This window comes from Streptomyces sp. NPDC015345, from assembly GCF_043078805.1.
In the GTDB taxonomy this organism is placed as follows: Bacteria; Actinomycetota; Actinomycetes; order Streptomycetales; family Streptomycetaceae; genus Streptomyces.
On the sequence record NZ_JBIBTX010000003.1, the window covers coordinates 14,615 to 33,652 of the forward strand.

At 73.7% G+C, this 19,038-nt stretch carries 9 protein-coding genes; 4 read left to right on the forward strand and 5 right to left on the reverse strand.

All coding sequences use genetic code 11. From position 1 onward, the window contains the following. Nucleotides 1–79 precede the first annotated feature (79 nt). Nucleotides 80–7,585: an SDR family NAD(P)-dependent oxidoreductase gene (locus tag ACF062_RS12430; protein WP_392137741.1), complete on the forward strand. Its 7,506-nt coding sequence runs from the start codon at nucleotides 80–82 to the stop codon at nucleotides 7,583–7,585. Further along, on the forward strand, nucleotides 7,582–8,832 hold the full coding sequence (locus ACF062_RS12435; RefSeq protein ID WP_392137742.1) for a WS/DGAT domain-containing protein: 1,251 nt from the start codon (nucleotides 7,582–7,584) through the stop codon (nucleotides 8,830–8,832). Before ACF062_RS12430 ends, ACF062_RS12435 begins: the two co-directional genes overlap by 4 nt. On the opposite strand, the gene ACF062_RS12440 is transcribed toward ACF062_RS12435, so the two are convergent. Further along, a complete protein-coding gene (locus ACF062_RS12440) occupies nucleotides 8,817–9,845 on the reverse strand; it encodes a MerR family transcriptional regulator (protein WP_392138827.1) in 1,029 nt (342 codons plus the stop codon). The genes ACF062_RS12435 and ACF062_RS12440 overlap by 16 nt on opposite strands. A gap of 108 nt (nucleotides 9,846–9,953) precedes the next feature. On the opposite strand from ACF062_RS12440, the gene ACF062_RS12445 reads away from it, so the two are divergent. Continuing rightward, nucleotides 9,954–10,760 carry an alpha/beta fold hydrolase gene (locus ACF062_RS12445; protein WP_392137743.1) on the forward strand — a complete coding sequence of 269 codons (807 nt, stop codon included), beginning with the start codon at nucleotides 9,954–9,956 and terminating at the stop codon, nucleotides 10,758–10,760. Here the strand turns inward: ACF062_RS12445 and ACF062_RS12450 are convergent. Continuing rightward, nucleotides 10,757–11,362 carry a dihydrofolate reductase family protein gene (locus tag ACF062_RS12450; RefSeq protein WP_392137744.1) on the reverse strand — a complete coding sequence of 202 codons (606 nt, stop codon included), beginning with the start codon at nucleotides 11,360–11,362 and terminating at the stop codon, nucleotides 10,757–10,759. The two genes, ACF062_RS12445 and ACF062_RS12450, sit on opposite strands and share 4 nt — an antisense overlap. Before the next feature lie 492 nt (nucleotides 11,363–11,854). Beyond that, nucleotides 11,855–13,534, reverse strand: a complete 1,680-nt coding sequence (locus ACF062_RS12455) for an MFS transporter (protein ID WP_392137745.1) — start codon at nucleotides 13,532–13,534, stop codon at nucleotides 11,855–11,857. Between the two features lie 161 nt (nucleotides 13,535–13,695). Here ACF062_RS12455 and ACF062_RS12460 point away from each other — a divergent pair, with 161 nt between their 5' ends. Further along, on the forward strand, nucleotides 13,696–14,295 hold the full coding sequence (locus ACF062_RS12460; RefSeq protein WP_392137746.1) for a TetR/AcrR family transcriptional regulator: 600 nt from the start codon (nucleotides 13,696–13,698) through the stop codon (nucleotides 14,293–14,295). A 16-nt stretch (nucleotides 14,296–14,311) separates the two neighbouring features. On the opposite strand, the gene ACF062_RS12465 is transcribed toward ACF062_RS12460, so the two are convergent. Together ACF062_RS12465 and ACF062_RS12470 are read right to left on the reverse strand one after the other, a co-directional pair. Next, on the reverse strand, nucleotides 14,312–17,395 hold the full coding sequence (locus ACF062_RS12465; RefSeq protein WP_392137747.1) for an NACHT domain-containing protein: 3,084 nt from the start codon (nucleotides 17,393–17,395) through the stop codon (nucleotides 14,312–14,314). Nucleotides 17,396–17,503: 108 nt separating this feature from the next. Continuing rightward, nucleotides 17,504–18,901: a cation:dicarboxylate symporter family transporter gene (locus tag ACF062_RS12470; RefSeq protein WP_392137748.1), complete on the reverse strand. Its 1,398-nt coding sequence runs from the start codon at nucleotides 18,899–18,901 to the stop codon at nucleotides 17,504–17,506. Between the last annotated feature and the right edge of the window lie 137 nt (nucleotides 18,902–19,038).

A 19,038-nucleotide genomic window follows, 5' to 3' on the forward strand; every position in this document is an offset into this window, starting at 1 on the left:
CGCAACCCGAAGGGCCCATGTCCGTTACCCCGGGCGGGCCTGTCGGCCCGGTCTCTGTCCCCCGCTCCGAGGATGCCGCATGCCTGTTTCCGGACCCGACGCCAACGAACCCATCGCCGTCGTGGGGGCTTCCTGCCGGCTGCCGGGCGCCATCGCCACATTGGACGATCTGTGGGGCGCTCTGGAACTGGGGCTCGACCTGGTGACGACCGTGCCGGACGACCGGTTCCCCGCCGACCGGTTCGCCGACCCGTCGCGGCGCAGGGCATCCAAGAGCTACACCGCGGCAGGCGGCTTCCTCGACGACGTCGCGGGGTTCGACTCGGGCTATTTCGACGGGATCTCGCCCCGTGAGGCCGCGGCGATGGACCCCCAGCAGCGGCTGCTGCTGGAGTTGGCGGTCGAGGCCGTGGACGACGCGGGGGCCTGCCGGCCGGTCCTCGCGGGTTCCGACACAGCCGTGGTGATCGGCGGCAGCTCCCACGACTACGAACAACTGCAGACGCTCGCCGGGGGCGAGCCGGACCCGCACATGATGGCGGGCCTGGCGAGCTGCAACCTCGCCAACCGCCTGTCCCACGCCTTCGACTGGCACGGCATGAGCACGACCGTGGACACCGCCTGTTCCTCCGCGCTGACGGCCGTGCACCAGGCCTGCGAGATCCTGCGCCACGGGCGCTCGCGGACCGTGCTCGCCGGTGGTGTCCAAGTCCTCCTGGCCCCCTCCTCGTTCATCGGCTTCTCGGCGGCCGGCATGCTCTCCCCGACAGGGCGCTGCCGGCCCTTCTCCGCCGATGCCGACGGTTTCGTCCGCTCCGAGGGCGCGGGCCTCGTGCTCCTGAAGCGGCTCTCGGACGCCACGGCCGACGGGGACCGGATCCACGGACTCATCGTGGCGAGCGGTGTCAACAGCGACGGGAACACCCCCGGCCTCACCCTGCCCAGCAGCACGGCCCAGCAGGCCCTGCTCACCGAGGTGTACGAAGAGGCGGGCATCAGCGCCGACGAACTCGGCTACGTGGAGGCGCACGGCACCGGCACCCCGGTCGGCGACCCCGTCGAATGCGCCGCCATCGGCCGCGCCCTCGGTGCCCGCCGCCGCACCGGCACCCTGCCCATCGGATCGGTGAAGGGCAACCTGGGCCACTTGGAGGGCGCGGCGGGCATGGCGGGCCTGTTCAAGGCGCTGCTGGTGCTCAGGCACCGGCGCGTTCCGGCGACCGTCAACGCCGAGCCGCTGAACACGGACATCGACTTCGACGCCCTCGGCCTGCGACCCGTCGTCGAGGCGGAAGACCTCGCCGGGCCGCGGCGGCCGCTGGCCGGGGTGAACTCCTTCGGTTTCGGAGGGGCCAACGCCCACCTCGTCCTCGCGCCCGCGCCACGGGTCCCCTCTCCCCGCGCGGCCCGGACGGCGCCCGGTCCCCTGCCCGTCGTCGTCTCGGCACGCACCCCCGAGGCGGTGGCCCAGGCCGCCGAGAACATGGCCCAGCGCCTGGAGTACGCCGCGCCCGAGGAGTTCTACGACATCGCCTACACGGCCACCGAACGCCGCGGCCGGCACGAGTACGCCACCGCCGTCCTCGCCGCCACCCCCGCCCGGGCCGCGCAGGCACTGCACGCGGCAGCCGTCCGCCCGGACGCGGCGCTGCGTACCGTCACCGGCGCCGGGACCACCGGCCGGGCGCCGTGCCGTACCGTGTTCGCCTTCTCCGGCAACGGCTCGCAGTGGCCCGGCATGGGGACGGCCCTGCTGGACGCCGAACCCGCCTTCCGCCGGGCGGTCGAAGAGGTCGACGGTCTGCTGCGGCCCCGGCTCGGCTGGTCGGTGACCGAGGAACTGCGCCGCCCGGCACGGCAGACGCGCCTGCACCTGACGGAGGTGGCCCAACCACTGCTGTTCGCCGTGCAGATCGGCCTGGTCGAGCTGCTGGCCACCTACGGCGTCCACGCGCAGGCCACCGTCGGCCACAGCATCGGCGAGGTGGCCGCCGCCTGTGTGTCGGGCGCCCTCGACCTGCCCGCGGCGTGCCGGGTCGTGGCCGCTCGCAGCCACGCCCAGGCCGCCACGGCGGGCACGGGCAGGATGGCCGCGGTCGGCATGGGCGCCGAGGACCTGACGAAGGAACTGGCCGCCTTCGCCCCCAGGCTGGAGCTGGCCGGGGTGAACAGCCCCGGGGACTGCACCGTCGCAGGGGAGCGGCAGGCGCTCGCCCGGCTCGGCACGGAACTGACGGCGCGCGGCGTCTACTTCAGGGAACTCGACCTGGACCACGCCTTCCACAGCCGGGCCATGGATCCCGTCAAGGACGAGCTCCTCGCCGCCCTGGCCTCCCTCACCTGCCGCGATCACCGCGTTCCCTTCTTCTCCACCGTCACCGGTGGGCCACTCGACGGCCCTCACCTGACCGCCTCGTACTGGTGGCGCAACGTGCGTGAGCCGGTCGCCTTCGACCGCGCGGTCACCGCGCTGCTGGCCGAAGGGCCCGCCGTCTTCCTGGAGATCGGGCCGCACGGCGTGCTCACCCCCTACCTCGGGCGGCGCCGGGCGGACGCCGGTCCCCTCCCGGGTGCGGTCGCCGTCTGCCGCCGCGGGAAGGACGATCCGGACGCCGTGCGGGCCGCCGCCGCGGCGGCCATCGCCCTCGGCGCACGCACGGCCGGCAGTCACTTCCCGCAGCCCGGACGCGTCACCACGCTCCCCGCCTACCCGTGGCAGCGTGAGCGGTGCTGGAACGGATCACCGTGGGACTGGGAGCGCGTACGCGGCGATCGCGGCATCCCGCACCCGCTGCTGGGCCAGTCCGCCCAGCTCGCTCAGCCCGCCTGGCGCCAGGAGATCGACACCGCGCGCCTGCCGTGGCTGGCGGACCACCGGGTGGGCGACGCGGTGGTCATGCCCGCCGCCGCCTTCGCGGAGGCCGCGTGCGCCGCCGGCCGCCGCCACTTCGACGGCCCCGCGGAGGTCACCGATCTGCACCTGGTCAAAGCCCTGTCTCTGCCGGGCCGCACGGACACCCGGGAGGTCCTGGTGCAGACGACCCTGTCACCGGAGGACGGTGTCGTCCGCGTCGCAGGCCGGCCCGACACCGGAGCTCCTTGGCAGCTGCACGCCCGTGGCCGCGTACGCAGGCTCCTCGCCCCGGCGCCCGGCCCGCTGGACCTCGCGGCGGTGCGTTCAGGGCTGCGCGCCGTGGAGATGGACCCGGACGCCTTCTACGCGTCGTTCGCCGCCGTGGGTCTGCACTACGGGCCCGCCTTCCGCGTCGTCACCGGGGTCCGCGCCGGTGACGGTGAAGTACTGAGCGGATACCACCTCACGGTGCCGCCCGACGGCTTCGAGGCCCATCCGGCGATCCTGGACGGCGCCCTGCAGAGCGCCGCGGCCCTTCTCTCCGGGTCCGGGGAGCACCGCTTGTTCCTGCCGGCCGCGATCGGCGCCGCCCGTGTGTGGCGGTCCCCCGCGCCCCGAGGGCACCTGTACGTCCGGTCCGTCCACGTCACCGGCCGCGATGCCCGGTTCGACGCCCTGATCACCGATGAGAGCGGCGAGGTCACCGCCGAACTGCGTGACTGCCGGATGCGGCGAGCGGACATGCTGTCCGCCACAGCGGTGCGACACGCCTCCGTCGTACTGCGCTCGGCGGCACATCCCGGCACGACCCGCCCCGCTGCCCTGCCCGCGCCCCGGGAGGTGGCGGCGGCGACAGCGGCCGCCCGCGCCGCACGCGCCGATGAGGGGGTCACCCGCCTCATGGAGCGTCTGCGGGAGTCGACGGCGCACTGGAGCGCGCACGCGTTCGCCGAGCTGCTGCCCACGCGCACCCGCTTCGCCCTGGCCGATCTGCACGCCGCCGGAATGCCCGAGCGGTACGCGGCGCAGGCCTCCCTGCTGGCCCGGCTCGCCGTCGACCACGGCCTGCTGTCGGCCACCGACGATCCCGCGCGGCCCGGCTGGCAGTGGCGTACGGCCAGGGACACGGACGGCCATGCCCGCGCCCTGCTCGCCGAACACCCGGGGATGGCCGCGCTACTCGCGGTCCACCAGCGCTGTGGGCTGCGGCTCGCGGCCGTACTGAGCGGAGAACGCGATCCGCGGGAGCTGTTCACCACCGAGGGCGACCGGCACCTGTGGGAACGCTTCCAGGCCCGCACCCTGCACCCCGCCCTGCGGCGCGACGCCCGGCTGCTGCTCGCGCGGGCCCTCGCCGACCGGCCCGCCGACAGCCCCCTGCGGGTGCTGGAGATCGGTGCCGGGACCGGTGATCTGAGCGCCGAACTCCTGCCGCTGCTGCCGCCCGAGGTGACCGAGTACGTCTTCACCGACCGCTCCGCGGACACCTTTCCGCGCGCACGGGCACGCCTGGAGGCCTACGACTTCGTCGACTACCGGACCTTCGATCCCGCTGCCCCCGATGCCACCGATGCCACCGATGACTCCGGCGACGGGGCGGCCGAATGGGATCTTCCCGGCGCGTACGACTTGGTGATCAGCTCCGGCGCCCTCCAGCGGGCGGAGGCACCGGCCGCGGCCGCGCGCCGCGTCGGACGGTTGCTCGCCGAGGGCGGGCTGCTGCTGGCCCTGGACCGCGGCCCGCTGCACCACACGGCGCTGTTGCAGGGGCTGTTCGACCCCGCCGCGCCCACTCGCCCGTGCGACGGCGGCGACACACTGGACACGCTGCGCTCGGCTCTGCGCGACGCGCGCTTCACCGACATCACGGCCGCCGGGGCGGCCGACGGGACGGGCGGCGTGCTCCTGGCCCGCCCGCCGCGGCCCGAGGCGAACGGGACATCAGCACCCGCCGCCGGCACGGTTGCCCTGTCCGGCCGGTGGCTCCTGCTCTCGGAAAGCGCCACGACCCCGCTGCCCCCGGCGCTGGCCGCCGCCGTGACCGACGCCGGCGCCGTCGACGTCGTATGCGGCACGGTTCCCGGACCCGAGGGCTGGGAGGAGCTGACGGCCGGCGCCGAGGCCGTTCACTGCGTACTGATCGTGGACGGGCAGGCGCCCTCCGACGCCGGGGCGCTCACCCGCCGGGCCGTCCAGCGGGCGCAGACCCTCCGCGCCGCGGCGCGGGCCCTGTCCGCCGGCTCCCCGGACCGGCACGCCACGCTCTGGCTGGTCACCCGGCCCACCGGCGCCCTGCCCCGCCCCGAACGCCCCCTCGATCCCGCCGCCGCGGCCCTCTGGGGCACCGCGCGCACGCTGGCCAACGAGCGGCCCGGCCTGGCCGTGCGCCGCGTCTCGCTGGAGGAGGGCCCAGACGCCACCGCGGACGCAGGTCGGCTGGTGCGCGAATTCCTGCACGCCTCGGCGCCCGCCGCGGGGCCCGCCGAGGACGAAGTCGTGCTGACCCCCAGGGGCCGCTTCGTGGCACGGCTGACCGACCGCCACCCCACCGCGGGCCCGCCGGCGGACCGCGACGAGCCCTACGCCCTCGAACTGCGCGACCAAGGCCTGCGCAGCCGGACCGCCTGGGCCCTACGGCCCCCGCCCGCCTGCGCCCCCGACGAACTCCTCGTACGCGTCCGCGCCGCCGCGCTCAACTACCGCGACGTGATGCTGGCCACCGGCATGCTGCCCCCGGACGCCGAGGTACCGCTGCCCGGCGGCCCCGCCCTCGGTCTGGAATGCGCCGGTGAGGTGACCGCCGTCGGGCGCGACGTCACCGGCTACGCCCCCGGCGACCGCGTCCACGGCCTCGCGCCGCGCTCCTTGGCGTCACACGTGCGCGTACGGCCCGAGTCGGTGGGCCGCACGCCCGCCGGCATGAGCCACGAGGAGGCGGCCACGCTGCCGGTCGTCTTCCTGACCGTCCACTACGCGCTGGCGCACCTGGCCCACCTGCGGCCCGGGGAGACGCTGCTGGTGCACGGAGGGGCGGGCGGCGTGGGCATGGCGGCGCTCCAGTACGCACACCACCTCGGCGCACACGTGATCGCCACCGCCGGGACACCCGCCAAGCGGGACCTGCTGCGCGCCCTTGGCGTCACCCATGTCTTCGACTCCCGCACGCTCGACTTCGCCGACCGGGTACGCGCCGCCACGGACGGACACGGCGTCGACGTCGTCCTCAACTCCCTGTCCGGGGAGGCGATCACGCGCAGCCTGGAGACCCTGCGGCCGGGCGGGCGGTTCATCGAACTCGGCAAGCGCGACATCTACGCCAACCAGCCGCTGCTGCTGCGTCCGTTCCGCCGCAACATCTCCTTCCACGCCCTGGACGTCAACCAGTTGACCGTGCACGCCCCCGAGGCGCTGGCCGCCGCCTTCGCCGAGGTCAATGAGCGCGTGGCCGAGGGCGTCTACCGTCCCCTGCCCCACGAGGTGTACCCGGCCGCGCGGATCCACGAGGCCTTCCGCACCCTCCAGCACTCCCGGCACCTCGGCAAGGTCGTCATCTCCCTCGCCGAACCGCCCCCACTGGAACGGCCCGCCCCCGCCCCGGCCCCGACGCCCGACGCCACCTACCTCGTCACGGGCGGCACCAGCGGCTTCGGCGCGGCCACCGCCCGCCATCTGGCGGCCCGCGGCGCCCGGCACCTGGCGCTGGTCAGCCGCAGCGGCCCCCGGGCCCCCGAGGCCGCCGGGCTGGTGCGGGAGCTCGCCGCCCTGGGGGCCACCGCGCACGTGCACGCCGCCGACGTGACCGATCCCGTGGCGGTGCGCGAGATCTTCACCCGGGCGTACGACGCGGGCCGTCCCGTGCGGGGCGTCGTGCACGCGGCGATGCGGCTGGACGACGCGCCCCTGGCGGAACTGGACGCCGACCGGTTCCACGCGGTGCTGGCCCCGAAGATGCAAGGGGCTCTGGTACTCGACGCGGTGAGCCGGGAACACGAGGTGGAGCACTTCGTCCTCTACTCCTCCGTCTCCGCCCTCATCGGCAACCCGACGCAAGCGCCCTACGCCGCCGGGAACCTCTTCCAGGAGGCGCTCGTACGTGCCCGCAGGGCGGGCGGGGCCGCCGGTCTGGCCGTGGCCTGGGGCGGCATCGGCGAAACGGGCTACCTCCACCGCGCTGGGATGACGCAGACGTTCGACCGCCTGGGGGCAGGTGCCATCGCCCCCGCCCAGGCCCTGACCTGCCTGGACGACCTGCTGGGGCAGCGGGCACAGGTGAGGGCCGTGGGGCGGTTCGACTGGCCGCGCATGGCGCGCGCCCTGGCTGTGTTGCGGTCCGCCGCCCGCTTCGTCCCGCTGACCGGCGAGGGGGACCCGGGAGAGGGTGTGGGCGCCGCGGAGGAGTTCACCGCCCGCTACTCCGGTGCCAAGAGCGACGACGAGGCCCGTGCCGTCCTGACCGAGACACTGATCCGTCTGGCGGCCGGTGTCCTGCAGACCCCGGCCGAGCGCCTCGACGCCACCAAGGACATCAGCGCTCTGGGCCTGGACTCCCTGATGCTGGCCGAACTCACCGTCTCCGTACGGCGCACCATCGGCTGCGAACTGCCGCTCATGGAGCTGGTGACCGTCCGGTCCCTCGCCGACCTCACCGAGCGGATCCACCGCACCCTGCGGCGAGCCGTGCCGACCACCCCCGCGAGCCCCCACCAGCACGGAGAGGCCCTCGCGCCATGAGCCGCACCACCCCGCCCCGGCCCTCACCCGTCGACCGGCACCTGCACCGTGCCACCCGCGCACTCCCGCACCACGGGGGCTATCTGGGCTTCGTCGGCATCCTGGATGGACCGCCGCCGGGCGTCGAAGAGCTGCGTGACCTGGTCGCCGACGCCGTGGCCCGCGTCCCCGCGTGGCAGTACCGGGTGTGCGCCGACAACCGGCGGGTCTGGGAGCCGGCCCACGGCCAGGACCCGCGTGGGCACGTCCATGAACTGCGCCTGCCCGGGGGTCCCGTGACACTTGAGGAGATCGCCCGGGCGGCGCACGACGTGCCCTTTCCCGAAGGGGCCGACAACTGGGGCGTCTGGCTCGTCACCGGCTGGGCCCCCGACCGCTACGCCCTCGCCTGCCGCGTGCACCACGCCCTCCAGGACGCCCTGGGAGCCATGGCGGGGGTGGCCGCCTTCATGGTCCCTGGCCTGGAGCTCCCACTGGGCGTCCCACCGGACGCCGAGCCGCCGTTCCGGCCGGTCCGCACCGCCCGCTGGGCCGTCCGCACCCTGCCGGCCCTGCTGCGGCCGACGGCCCGCTGGAGCCCGGCACGTCAGGCGGCGGGCACCACTCGCACGCTGCACGTCACGAGCTGCGACACGGGGCGCCTGAAGGCACTCGCCCGTGCGGCCGGGGCCTCCCTCAACCAGATCTACCTCGCCACCACCGCCGGTGCCCTGCGCGCCTGGACACCCGAGGACTGGGCGGCCCGCGGCGCCGGGCCCCTGCACTCCTTCGTCCCCGCCGAGAGCCGCCCTCCGGGCCACGAGACGGCCACCCTCGGCAACCACCTGGCCGCTCTGCGGGCCGAACTGCACTGCGCGGAGCCCGACCCCCGCCGCCGGCTGGACCTGATGCGCCCGAGCACGGACAGGCACGCCGCCGAGGTCCCGCAGCAGCGGGCGGCCCTGCGCGCCCTGCCCCGCGCCGCGGGCCTCGCCACCCGTTGTCTGCTCAACCGAAGCAGGACCGCCCTCCTGACCACCAACGTCCCCCTGGGGGCAGGGCTGGTGGTCAACGGCCACCCCGTCCGCGGACTCGCCTGCCTGCCGCCCCTGCTGTTCGGCCACCCGCTGAGCGTGGCCCTGACCACCTACGAAGAGCGGGCGACCATCAGCTTCACCAGCGACCGCGGCGACGCCGATCCCGGTCGGCTGCCGCGGCTGTGGCAGGAGTCCTTGACGGAGCTCGAAGAGGCCTACGCCCCGGTCTGACCTCGACCGGCGCGGGCCTGCCGACCGAGCCCGGTGGTGTCGGTCAGGGCCGCGCGGAGCCAGTTGTCGGCGGTGCCGGGCGTCGGCTCGGGCGGGCCCGGCGGTGGGGTCATGACCTCGGCGGCGAGCTGCCAGTAGTGGTCGATGCGCTCCTCGGCGGCGAGCATGCGGCCAAGGCCCCGGCGGAAACCGGCGCTGTCGCGGGTGTTGAGGGCGGCGGCGTGGACGGCGACGAAGCAGTCGAGCGCCTCGCCCCGGCGCGGCGCCCGGCCCGCCCGCAGCTCCGCCGAGGCCAGCGCGAAGGCCTCGGGCAGACCCTCGTAGAGCACGGCGGGGCGGTAGCCCTTGCCGGGCAGGTGCGCCTCGGGCCGGCAGCCGTCCGGGCCCGGTCCCGCGTCGAAGCAGCTGTCGGACACGAACGCGTGCAGCCGGGCGAAGGCCAGCACCTGGGCCGGGGCCGGGTCATCGGGCAGCTGGGGGACCGCCTGTTCGACGACGGCCGACACGACCCGGGCCGGCAGCCGCGCGGGCAGCCAGCGCCGCCAGAACCGCGCGAGCGCGGCCGTGCTGGGCGGCGTCGGCAGCCCGCCGACCAGCCTCAGCCGCTCGGCGCGCTCCTCGGCGGGGCAGTCGCGCAGCAGGCGCAGCGCGGCCTGCCGCCAGCGCAGGACGGTCAGGCGCGTGCCGAGTTCGCGCAGCCGGTCGTCGATGACGCCCTCCAGGGCGTCGTCCAGCGCGTCCTCCTGTCCGAGGAGCCGGCCGACGTCGGGCACCGGCACGTCGAGGCCGCGCAGGGAGCGGATGAGGCGGAGCCGCTCCAGCGCCTCGGGGCCGTAGCGGCGGTGGCCGCCGCCGCTGCGGGCGGCTTCGGGCAGCAGGCCCCGGTCGGAGTAGAAGCGGACGGTCTTGACGGTGACGCCCGCCCGCTCGGCCAGCTGCCCGATGCTCCACGAACCGCTGCTCCACGAGTCGTTGCTCCGCCGGCCGTCTTCCCACTGGCCGTCTTCCGGCACCACTTGAACCTCCCTCAGGGGGAGTTCCTAGCGTACGGGCGAGCGCGGCGGGGTGATCGGCCCGGCCGTGCGGGCAACGGCGTACCAGAGGTCGTATCGGGAGGAATCATGACGGCGTTCGTGCTGGTGTCGGGCGGTCACACGGGCGGCTGGATCTGGCGGGACGTGGCGCCGCCGCTGCGCGCGGCGGGGGCCGAGGTGCACGCGGTGACGCTGACGGGGCTCGGGGACCGCCGCCATCTCGCGGGCCCGCAGACGGGCCTGGAGACGCACATCGAGGACGTGGTCCAGGCGATCGACCACGTCGACACGGACGAGGTCGTGCTCGTCGGCTACTGCTACGGCATCTACCCGGCGGTGGGCGCCGCCGACCGGCGCACGGAGCGGATCGCCCGCCTCGTGTACCTGGACTCGCCACTGCCGCAGGACGGCCGCTCCATGCTCGACCAGGTGCGGGAGCTGATGCCCGCCGGGCCGGCCAGGGAGCGGATGCTCGGCATGGCCGAGCGGGCCGAGGACGGCTGGCTGGTCCCCGCGCCCACCCCCGAGGAGTGGCGGGAGCACGGGAACCTCGCGGGTGTCTCGCCCGAGGGGCTCGCCCGGATCGCGCGCCTGGCCTCGCCGATGCCCCTCGGCCCGGCCGCGCAGCAGCTGCGGATCTCGGAGGCGGTCGACGCGCTCCCGATGAGCGGCGTCTTCTGCACCGTCGGCGGGACGACGGACATCGCCGCGCTCGAAGCCCTCGTGGCCTCGGGCATGCCGCTGGTCCAGCGTCTCGCCGGCCCGGGGGCGACCTTCTTCGAACTGGCCACCGGGCACTGGCCGATGCTCTCCACGCCCGACGAGCTGGCCGGGGTGCTGCTGCGGGCGGCGGCGGGCGAGGGACACCGCCTCGCCGCCGCGACGGGCGCCTAGGCGTCGCTCTTCGCCGTCTTGTCGTACGTGAGGAACACCGTGCCGCTGTCGAGGACGACGGCGTCCGTCCGCTCGTACAGCAGCGGTTCGAAGGCGGCACCCCGGCCGAACAGGGGTGTGCCCGAACCCAGCGTCAGCGGGGCCAGCTTGACGACCAGGCGGTCGATCTCGCCGCGCAGCGCTCCGGCCAGCTCGCCGCCGCCGCAGAGCCAGATGTCCTTGCCGTCCTCGCGCTTCAGCTCGCGCACCTTGGCGAGGGGGTCGGTGGCGACGAGTTCGACGCCGGGGTCCGGGCTCTCGGTGAGGGTGCGGGTGAAGACGTAGTGCCTCAAGTGCGGGTAGCAGTTGGCGAATCCGGCGTCCACGCCGTTCATGTACGTCCTGCGGCCTTCGAGGATGGTGTCGAAGTGGGCCCCCTCGGCGGTGATGCCGAGGGCTTCCCTGGCCGGGGCCGGCAGGGTCTCGGGGTACGTCTGCGCGAGGTGCTGGACGTAGTCCTGAGCGACCGGCCAGAAGCCGTCGGGGCCCGTGGGGTCAGAACCGTCGGGCCCGGCGATGAACCCGTCGATGCTGACGGCGATGAAGTAGACGAGCTTTCGCATGCGGACTCCTGGGAAGCGGCGGTCGGGGGCGGTAGGTCCATCGAGGGCGCGGGCGCGGTGGCCGGTCAGCTGCGGCTCCCCGGCTTGGGGAGCGGCCGGGGCCGCGGCACGGACTGCGGCTTGACGGGCCGCGGGAAGCGCCTGGGGCTGCGCAATCTGGCTCCTTGTCCGACGCGCCGAGAAGCACGTCGATCGTTGTACTGTGGCTGAAGTGGTTAGAACGTAGTACTCCACCTGGAGTGGTGTCAACGAATTTCGGCGACTTCTTTTCGGAGTGGTGTGGCACGGGCCCTCGTGGGCGCGCCCAGGCCTCGGCGAGCGCCTTTCGCGCGCGGCCGCAGAACGCCTCCACCGCGCCCGGCTCGGGCTGCTCTCCCGCGCGGAACATCGCCGCCTGGAGGGCGGGCCCGCCTTCGGGCGGGCGCCGAACGCAAGGCCGGGGCAGGGAGGTTTCGCCTCCCTGCCCCGGCCCATGTGCTGCTACTGCTACTGCTACTTCCGGCCGCTGGACCCGGCGGCGACCGGCTCCGGCGCCGAGGCCTCGGCCTCGGGCTCTGCGTCCCTGCCCTTGCGCGGCAGCAGCGCCGCCACCAGGACCGTGCCGACGCCGAGGATCACCGCGCCGACCAGGCTGGTGTGCGCGACCGCGTCGGAGAAGGCGGAGCCGACCGCGTCGGCCATCTTGCCCGCGCCCTGGGCCAGCTGCTCGGCCTGGCCCTTGAGCTGGGCCGCCTGCTCCTTGGAACCGGCGTGGGCGGCCTTCTCGGCCACCGCGTGCGCCTTGTCGCCGATGCCCTGGGCCACCGCGTAGCCCGCGCCGACCGAGTCCTGCGCGGTCTCCAGCGTGCCGTCGGGCAGCTTGGTGCCGGAGGCCGACGCCGCGTCCTCCAGCTTCGAGGAGTACGAACTGGCAAGCACCGAGCCGAGGATGGCGATGCCGAGCGACCCGCCCAGCTCCAGCGACGTGTCGTTGACCGCGCCGCCGACGCCCAGCTCCGACTCGGGGAACGCGCCCATGATCGCGTCGGTGCACGGCGACAGCGCGAGGCCGATGGCCAGGCCGAGGACGATCAGCGGGGCGACGAAGTCCCCGTACGAGGAGTGGACGTCGACCTGGGTGAGCAGGGCGAGCGCCACCGTGCCCGCGACCATGCCCGCCGACACGGTGATCTTCATGCCGATGCGCGGGGTGAGGAAACCGGTGAGCGCCGAGCCGACGAAGACCGCGCCCGCGAGCGGCAGCATGCGTACGCCCGTCTCCAACGGGTTGTAGCCGAGGACGAACTGGAGGTGCTGCGTCAGGTAGTAGAACGCGCCGAAGACCGCGAGGAAGAACAGCGCCACCGCGAGGTTCGAGCCGGCGAAGCGGCGGTCGAGGAAGCGGCGGACGTTCAGGATCGGGTGCGGGTGCCGCAGCTCCCAGGCGACGAAGGCCAGCAGGCCGACGCCCGCCACGACGGCCGCGGAGACCGCCTTGACGTCCCAGCCGAAGTGCGGACCCTGGATGATCATGTAGACCAGCGCGCCGGTCCAGATGACGGAGAGCAGCCCGCCGACATAGTCGATGCGGTCGTGGTGCCCGGCCTTGGACGGCGGGATCAGCACGAAGGCGCCGGCGATCGCGAGGACGGCGACCGGCACGTTGATCAGGAAGGTCGAGGACCAGCCGTGGTCCTCCAGGAGCGCGCCCGCGACCAGCGGACCGGCGGCGATCGCGAGGCCGGCGGTGGCGGTCCACAGCACGATGGCCTTGGCCCGCTCCGCGCGCGGGAAGGTCGCCGCGAGCAGCGACAGCGTGGCCGGCATGATCATCGCCGCACCGAAGCCCATCACCGCGCGGGACGCGATGACCCCGCCCGAGCTGTCGACCAGTGAGCCCGCGACCGAGCCCGCACCGAAGACGACGAGGCCGAGCACCAGCGCGCCGCGGCGGCTGTACTTGTCGCCGATGGCGCCGAGCAGCAGCATCAGCGCGGCGTACGGGACGGTGTAGCCGTCGATGACCCACTGGAGGTCGGAGCTGGAGAGGCCGAGGTCCTTGGTCATGTCGGGGGCGGCGACGGTCAGTGCCGTGTTCGCCATGACGATGATCAGAAGGCTCAGGCAGAGCACGCCCAGCGCCCACCAGCGGCGTGCGTACGGCCCCTTCATCTCTTCGACCGGTTGCTTCATGAGTAGAGCCACCGAAGTCTCACCCTTCCCTGCTGCCGCGCGTTCTTGCTTTCCGGTGACCTTGCACAGCACTGTGCAAATACACACTGGTGCGCAACTTACGCCACTGCACACAGCTGTGCAAAACGGTCGCGGTCACAGCCCCGGGACGCGCGTGCAGAATGGAGCCCATGAGCCGAGCCGACGCCAACCGCCGCCGCATCCTGGAGGTCGCTCTCGCCGAGCTCCTCCGTGATCCGGACGCGTCCATGGACCAGATCGCGCGGGCGGCGGGGGTCGTGCGCAGGACCGTGTACGGCCACTTCCCGAGCCGCGAGGCCCTCATCGGCGCGCTCATCGACGGCGCGGTCGAGGCGGTGGCCGCGGCCCACGCCTCCGGGCGGGCGCAGTCGGACGACCCGGCCGAGTCGCTCGCGCACTCGATGGTCGCCGTCTGGGAGATCGCCGACGGCTACCGCCTCCTGGTCGGCCTGGCGCAGCGCAGCGTCGCGATGGAGGGCATCAGGCAGCGCCTCGCCCCGGTCCGCGCCAAGTGCGTGGACGTCCTGCGGGCCGGCCTGGCGGACGGCTCCTTCACCTCATCACTGCCGCCCGCCGCGCTCGCGTACGTGCATGAGCAGCAGCTCTTCGGCCTGATGGAGGCGGTGAACGACGGCCTGCTCCCGCCGGGCGACGCGGGCCGCGCCGCGGCGTCGACGGCTCTGCTCTCGGCGGGGGTTCCGGTGGAGAGGGCGCGGGGGATCATCGCGGGGCTGGGGTAGGGCCGTACCCGTCGGGTCATTGAATGACCAGGCGTTCCGGCGGGATGAGGTCGAGGCCGGTGACCTGAGGGCAGTTGTAGAGCTCGACGCGGACGTTCTCCAGGTCGGCCAGGGGAGCCAGATCGAGGGGGCCGCAGTTGCCGAACTCGACCGCCTCCAGCCGGGGCAGCTCGGCGAGCGCGGCGAGCCCGTCGACCTGCTGGACGTTGCCGACATGCAGCGTGGCGAGTTCCCGGTGTACCGCGAGAGGGGACACGTCGACCAGGGGAACGTCGATGATCTGGAGCGTGGACAGAGGGGAGAAGACGCCTGCGGCCAGGAAGCTGCGCCACTGGTGGTCCTCATTGACGGTCAGCCAGCGCAGGGAGGTCAGCGCTTCCAGCCCGGACAACCGCATCCGGCAGGCCTGCCGGTAGAACCCGAGGCCGGTGAGCCGAGGGGCGAACGGCAGCTCGTCCAGGGTCTTCTCCGTGGGCAGGAAGTCGAACACCAGATGGCGGAGCTCGGGCAGGTCGGCCAGCGGGGCCAGCGACAGCGGGGTCGAGGGCGAGTAGACGTAGACCTGACGCAGAGGCAGGCCCGCCAGCGGCCGCAGATCGGTGACGGACGGGGACCAGTTGAGGCTCAGGGTCTCCAGACGCGGCAGCCGACTGAGGCGCGAGAGGTCGTCGAGCGAGTGGTTGTCCCAGAACTGCAGGAACTTCAGGGGGGTGTGGGCCAACACGATGTCCGGCATGCCGTGATCACCCAAGAGGTTGAGGTGGGTCAGCTCCGGCAGGCGCGGGAGGTACGCCAACTCCTCCGCACTGGCCATGGGCACGACCTGGTCGGGTCCCACGGCGCCCTCAAGGACTGACTCGAAGTACTCACGGGTGTCGAACATCGACCACGCGGCGCCCAGGGAGGAGCGCGTGCGAGGGCGCCCATCGGAACGGAACCGGGAAATCACCATCAGCGCCGCAGGCCCTCCGACCCGCGCGGCCGTGCGCACCACCGCCGCCGCCTGCCAATCCGTCAGCCCCTCGGGCCCCGGCAACAACTCCAGCACCAGCTGACCCACCTTGGCGAGGGAATCCGCCTCCGCGTACGTCTGCGGCGGCATCAACACCCCCGTCCGCTCCTCCACCTCCCGCCGCACCCCCGGATCCACCTCCGGCGCGTGCTCCAGACTCGCCGCCGCCAGCAGCACCAGCCGCTCCCGATGGCGGCGCACCTTGTCCGCGCGCCGCAGCAACTGCCGCAGCAACCGCGTACGTTCCTCCACGCGCGCGTGTCCCACCGCCATCCGCACCACGTCGTCCCACTGATCGTCGTGGGCGTTGCGCACCAGCACCCCGAAGTCGCGGGCCTCGACCGCCGCCTTCGCGCCCAGGTAGTCCTGGAAGGTGCGGTGCACGAAGCCGACGGAGCCGGGGACGGGTTCGCGGAGCAGGCCGCTGCGGATGAGCAGGTGGGTGAAGACCTGCTCGGCGTCGCCCTGCGCGCGCACCTGCGGCATCGCCGCGAGCCATTCGTCCAGCATGGCGACGGCGTCCTGCCGGTCCGCCTCGGCCTGGCCGTTGCGGATCATCCAGTACGCCAGCCGTTGCAACAGCGCGGTCTGCTCGTCGCGGGAAAGGGAGACGCCCTCGACCGACGTGACATCGCGCTCGGTGTCCCGGCGGATCAGCAGCAGGTCAAGGGCCGCGTCGTAGAGCTCCTTGCGGGCGCGCGGCAGGTGCATGCGGCGGTCCCGGTGGAGGGCGCACAGCAGCGCGCACATCAGCGGGTTGGTGGCAAGACGCCCCAGGTCACGCCGGGTCGTCACCGCTTCGTCGAGGCTCGCCTCATAGCGGTGCAGCACTTCCCGCTCGCCGGGGGCCGCGCACTCCCGCCGGGCCGTGTCGTGCCAGTGCGCGATGAAGGCACGTACCTCGTCCCGTTCCATGGGCAGCAGGGTGAACGCCCTGAAGCCCTGCCCCGCGGGCCAGCCCTCGGGGACCGCCGAGGGGCGGGTGGTCACCACGTAACGCGCGCGGGGGAACGCCGCGATCAGCGACCTCAGCCAGCTCTCCGTACGGCTGCGGAGCTTGACCGGCACCTCGTCGACGCCGTCCACCAACACCAGCGCCCGCCCACTGTCCAGCAGGCCCTGCACCCAGCCCTCCGGCGCCCGCAGCGGCACGCCCGCCGCGCCCAGGAAGTCCTCCGGCAGCGGCAGCCCCTCGGGCAGGCGGAAGGACCGGAGCCGCAGGACGAACGGCACGCAGCGGTTCCAGTCGGCCAGCTCCGGGCCGAAGCTCTGCCGGGCGGCATTCAGCGCCAGCCACTGCACGAGGGTCGACTTGCCCGAGCCCGCCGCGCCGCGCAGCATCAGCCGGTGGCCGCCCGTCAGCGCCTGCTCCACTCGTACGGCGGGCTGCGCGAGGCCTCCCGGCAGGCCGTCCTCGTGGGCCTGCGGGCCGTGCGGCCGGTCCCCGCTCACGGCGAGGCTCAGATAGGCCGTGTCGAGCGACCACTCGGCGCGTGCGCGGCCGCCCAGGGTGACGCCGAACAGCTCCAGACGGCCGTGGGTCTCGACGATGAACCGTGCGTACCGCTCCTCGAAGTCCGCCGGGCCCGGCGCGGGCGCCACCGGCCGCTGCTCACGCAGCAGTTCTCCGGTGCGCCGGGTCTGCTCCACAGCGGCGCGCGCCGCGAAGGACGGGTGAGCGGTGAGCTGTTCGACCAGGTGCGCGCAGCACAGGTCCAGCAACTCCGCATAGAGGGCCTGCGCCTCCTCGGCGAGGTCGGGCACGGGGCGGCGTATCTCCGCCGCGAGCCGCCGCGGATCCAGGTCCACCGCGAACAGCCGCTCCGCGTCCAGCGTCCCTGCCGCCGCGAAGCCGTCCTGTACGGCGGCCACGGCGGCCAGCCGCTCGTGTTCGGGGAGGCGCCCGTACGCGTCGGCCATCCGCCGGGACAGCACCCTGGCCAGCCTCTCCGGCCCCGCCGGTTTCGGTAGGGGCCGTACGCGGGCCGTGACCAGGCCGGCGCCGGGGTGCGGGGCCGCGACCGTCTTGGCGAGCGTCGCCAGGACGGTCGCGGCCAGCCGGACGAGCACCGTCTCGAGTCCCTGCATCCCCGCCTCGCCCCGCTCCTCCGCCGGCTCTCCGACCCCTCCCGTCGGCGAGGCTTCCCCGTCCGAGGGCGGAGGACACCTGCGATGCGGGGGGGGCGGGAGCCGCGGTCACACCTTCGCGGGCTCCTTGCCGCCCTCGCTCCGGTGCTCCGGCACGGAGCCCGTGGCCTCCGGCAGCTCGGGCCCGTGGCCGTCGTCGACCAACGTACGTTCGTCGAAGGGCAGTCGGCCCGCGAGGACCTCCGCGACCCGCCCCTTGTCGACCTCCTTGGTCCACGTGCCGATCAGCAGCGTGGCCACCGCGTTGCCCGCGAAGTTGGTCAGGGCGCGGGCCTCGCTCATGAAGCGGTCGACGCCGATGATCAGGCCGACGCCGTCGACGAGCGCGGGCTTGTGCGACTGGAGGCCGCTCGCGAGGACCGCGATGCCCGAGCCGGAGACGCCCGCCGCGCCCTTGGACGCGATCATCATGAAGAGCAGCAGCGAGATCTGCTCACCGATGCCGAGCGGCTGGTCCATGGCGTCGGCGATGAAGAGGGAGGCCATGGTCAGGTAGATCATGGTGCCGTCGAGGTTGAAGGAGTAGCCGGTCGGGACGGTGATGCCGACGACCGGGCGGCTGACGCCCAGGTGCTCCATCTTCGCGATGAGCCGCGGCAGCGCGGACTCCGAGGAGGAGGTGGAGAGGATCAGCAGGAACTCGCGGCCCAGGTACTTCAGGAGCTGGAAGAGATTCACCCCGGCCACCAGGCGCACCAGCGTGCCGAGCACGACCAGGATGAACAGCGCGCAGGTGACATAGAACCCGATCATGATCGTGGCGAGCGCCTTGAGGGCGTCGGTGCCGGTCTCGCCGATGACGGCCGCCATCGCGCCGAACGCGCCGACCGGAGCGGCCCACATGATCATGCCGAGCACCCGGAAGACCAGCTTCTGGATGTGCTCGATGCCGCGCAGCACCGGCTCGCCCGTACGCCCCATGGCCTGGAGGGCGAAGCCCACGAGCAGCGCGACGAGCAGCGTCTGGAGCACCTCGCCCTCGGTGAAGGCCGAGACCAGCGTCTTGGGGATGATGCCGAGCGCGAAGTCGACGAGACCCTTGTTCGCCTCGTCGGCCGCCTCGTGGCCCGCGCCCTTCTCGGACTCGGTGAGGTCCATGCCGGAGCCCGGGTGGAGGATGTTGCCGACGACGAGGCCGATGGCGAGCGCGACGACGGACATCGCGACGAAGTAGGCGAGGGCGAGGCCGCCCACCTTGCCGACCTTGGCGGCCTTGCGGACCGAGCCGACGCCGAGAACGATCGTGCAGAAGATGATCGGCGAGATCATCATCTTGATCAGGTTGACGAAACCGGCGCCGACCGGCTTCAGCTCCTTGGCGAAGTCCGGCCAGAGGAAGCCGACGGCGATGCCGAGCAGCACGGCGCCGATGACGGCGATGTAGAGGTAATGCGTGCGGTCCCGCTTGGCTGCGGGTGCCTTCTGCGGGTCAGCCGTGCTGGTCACGGGGCCCCTCCTTGAACGACGACGTCGGCGTTTGCGGTGCCTGGAGTGCGTGCGGCTCACGTCCTGGGCGATCCCGGCGACTATCTCCCGCTCTGTGAGGGCGGTCACCCTTGCGTTCATTTAGTTCGCGCTTGCAC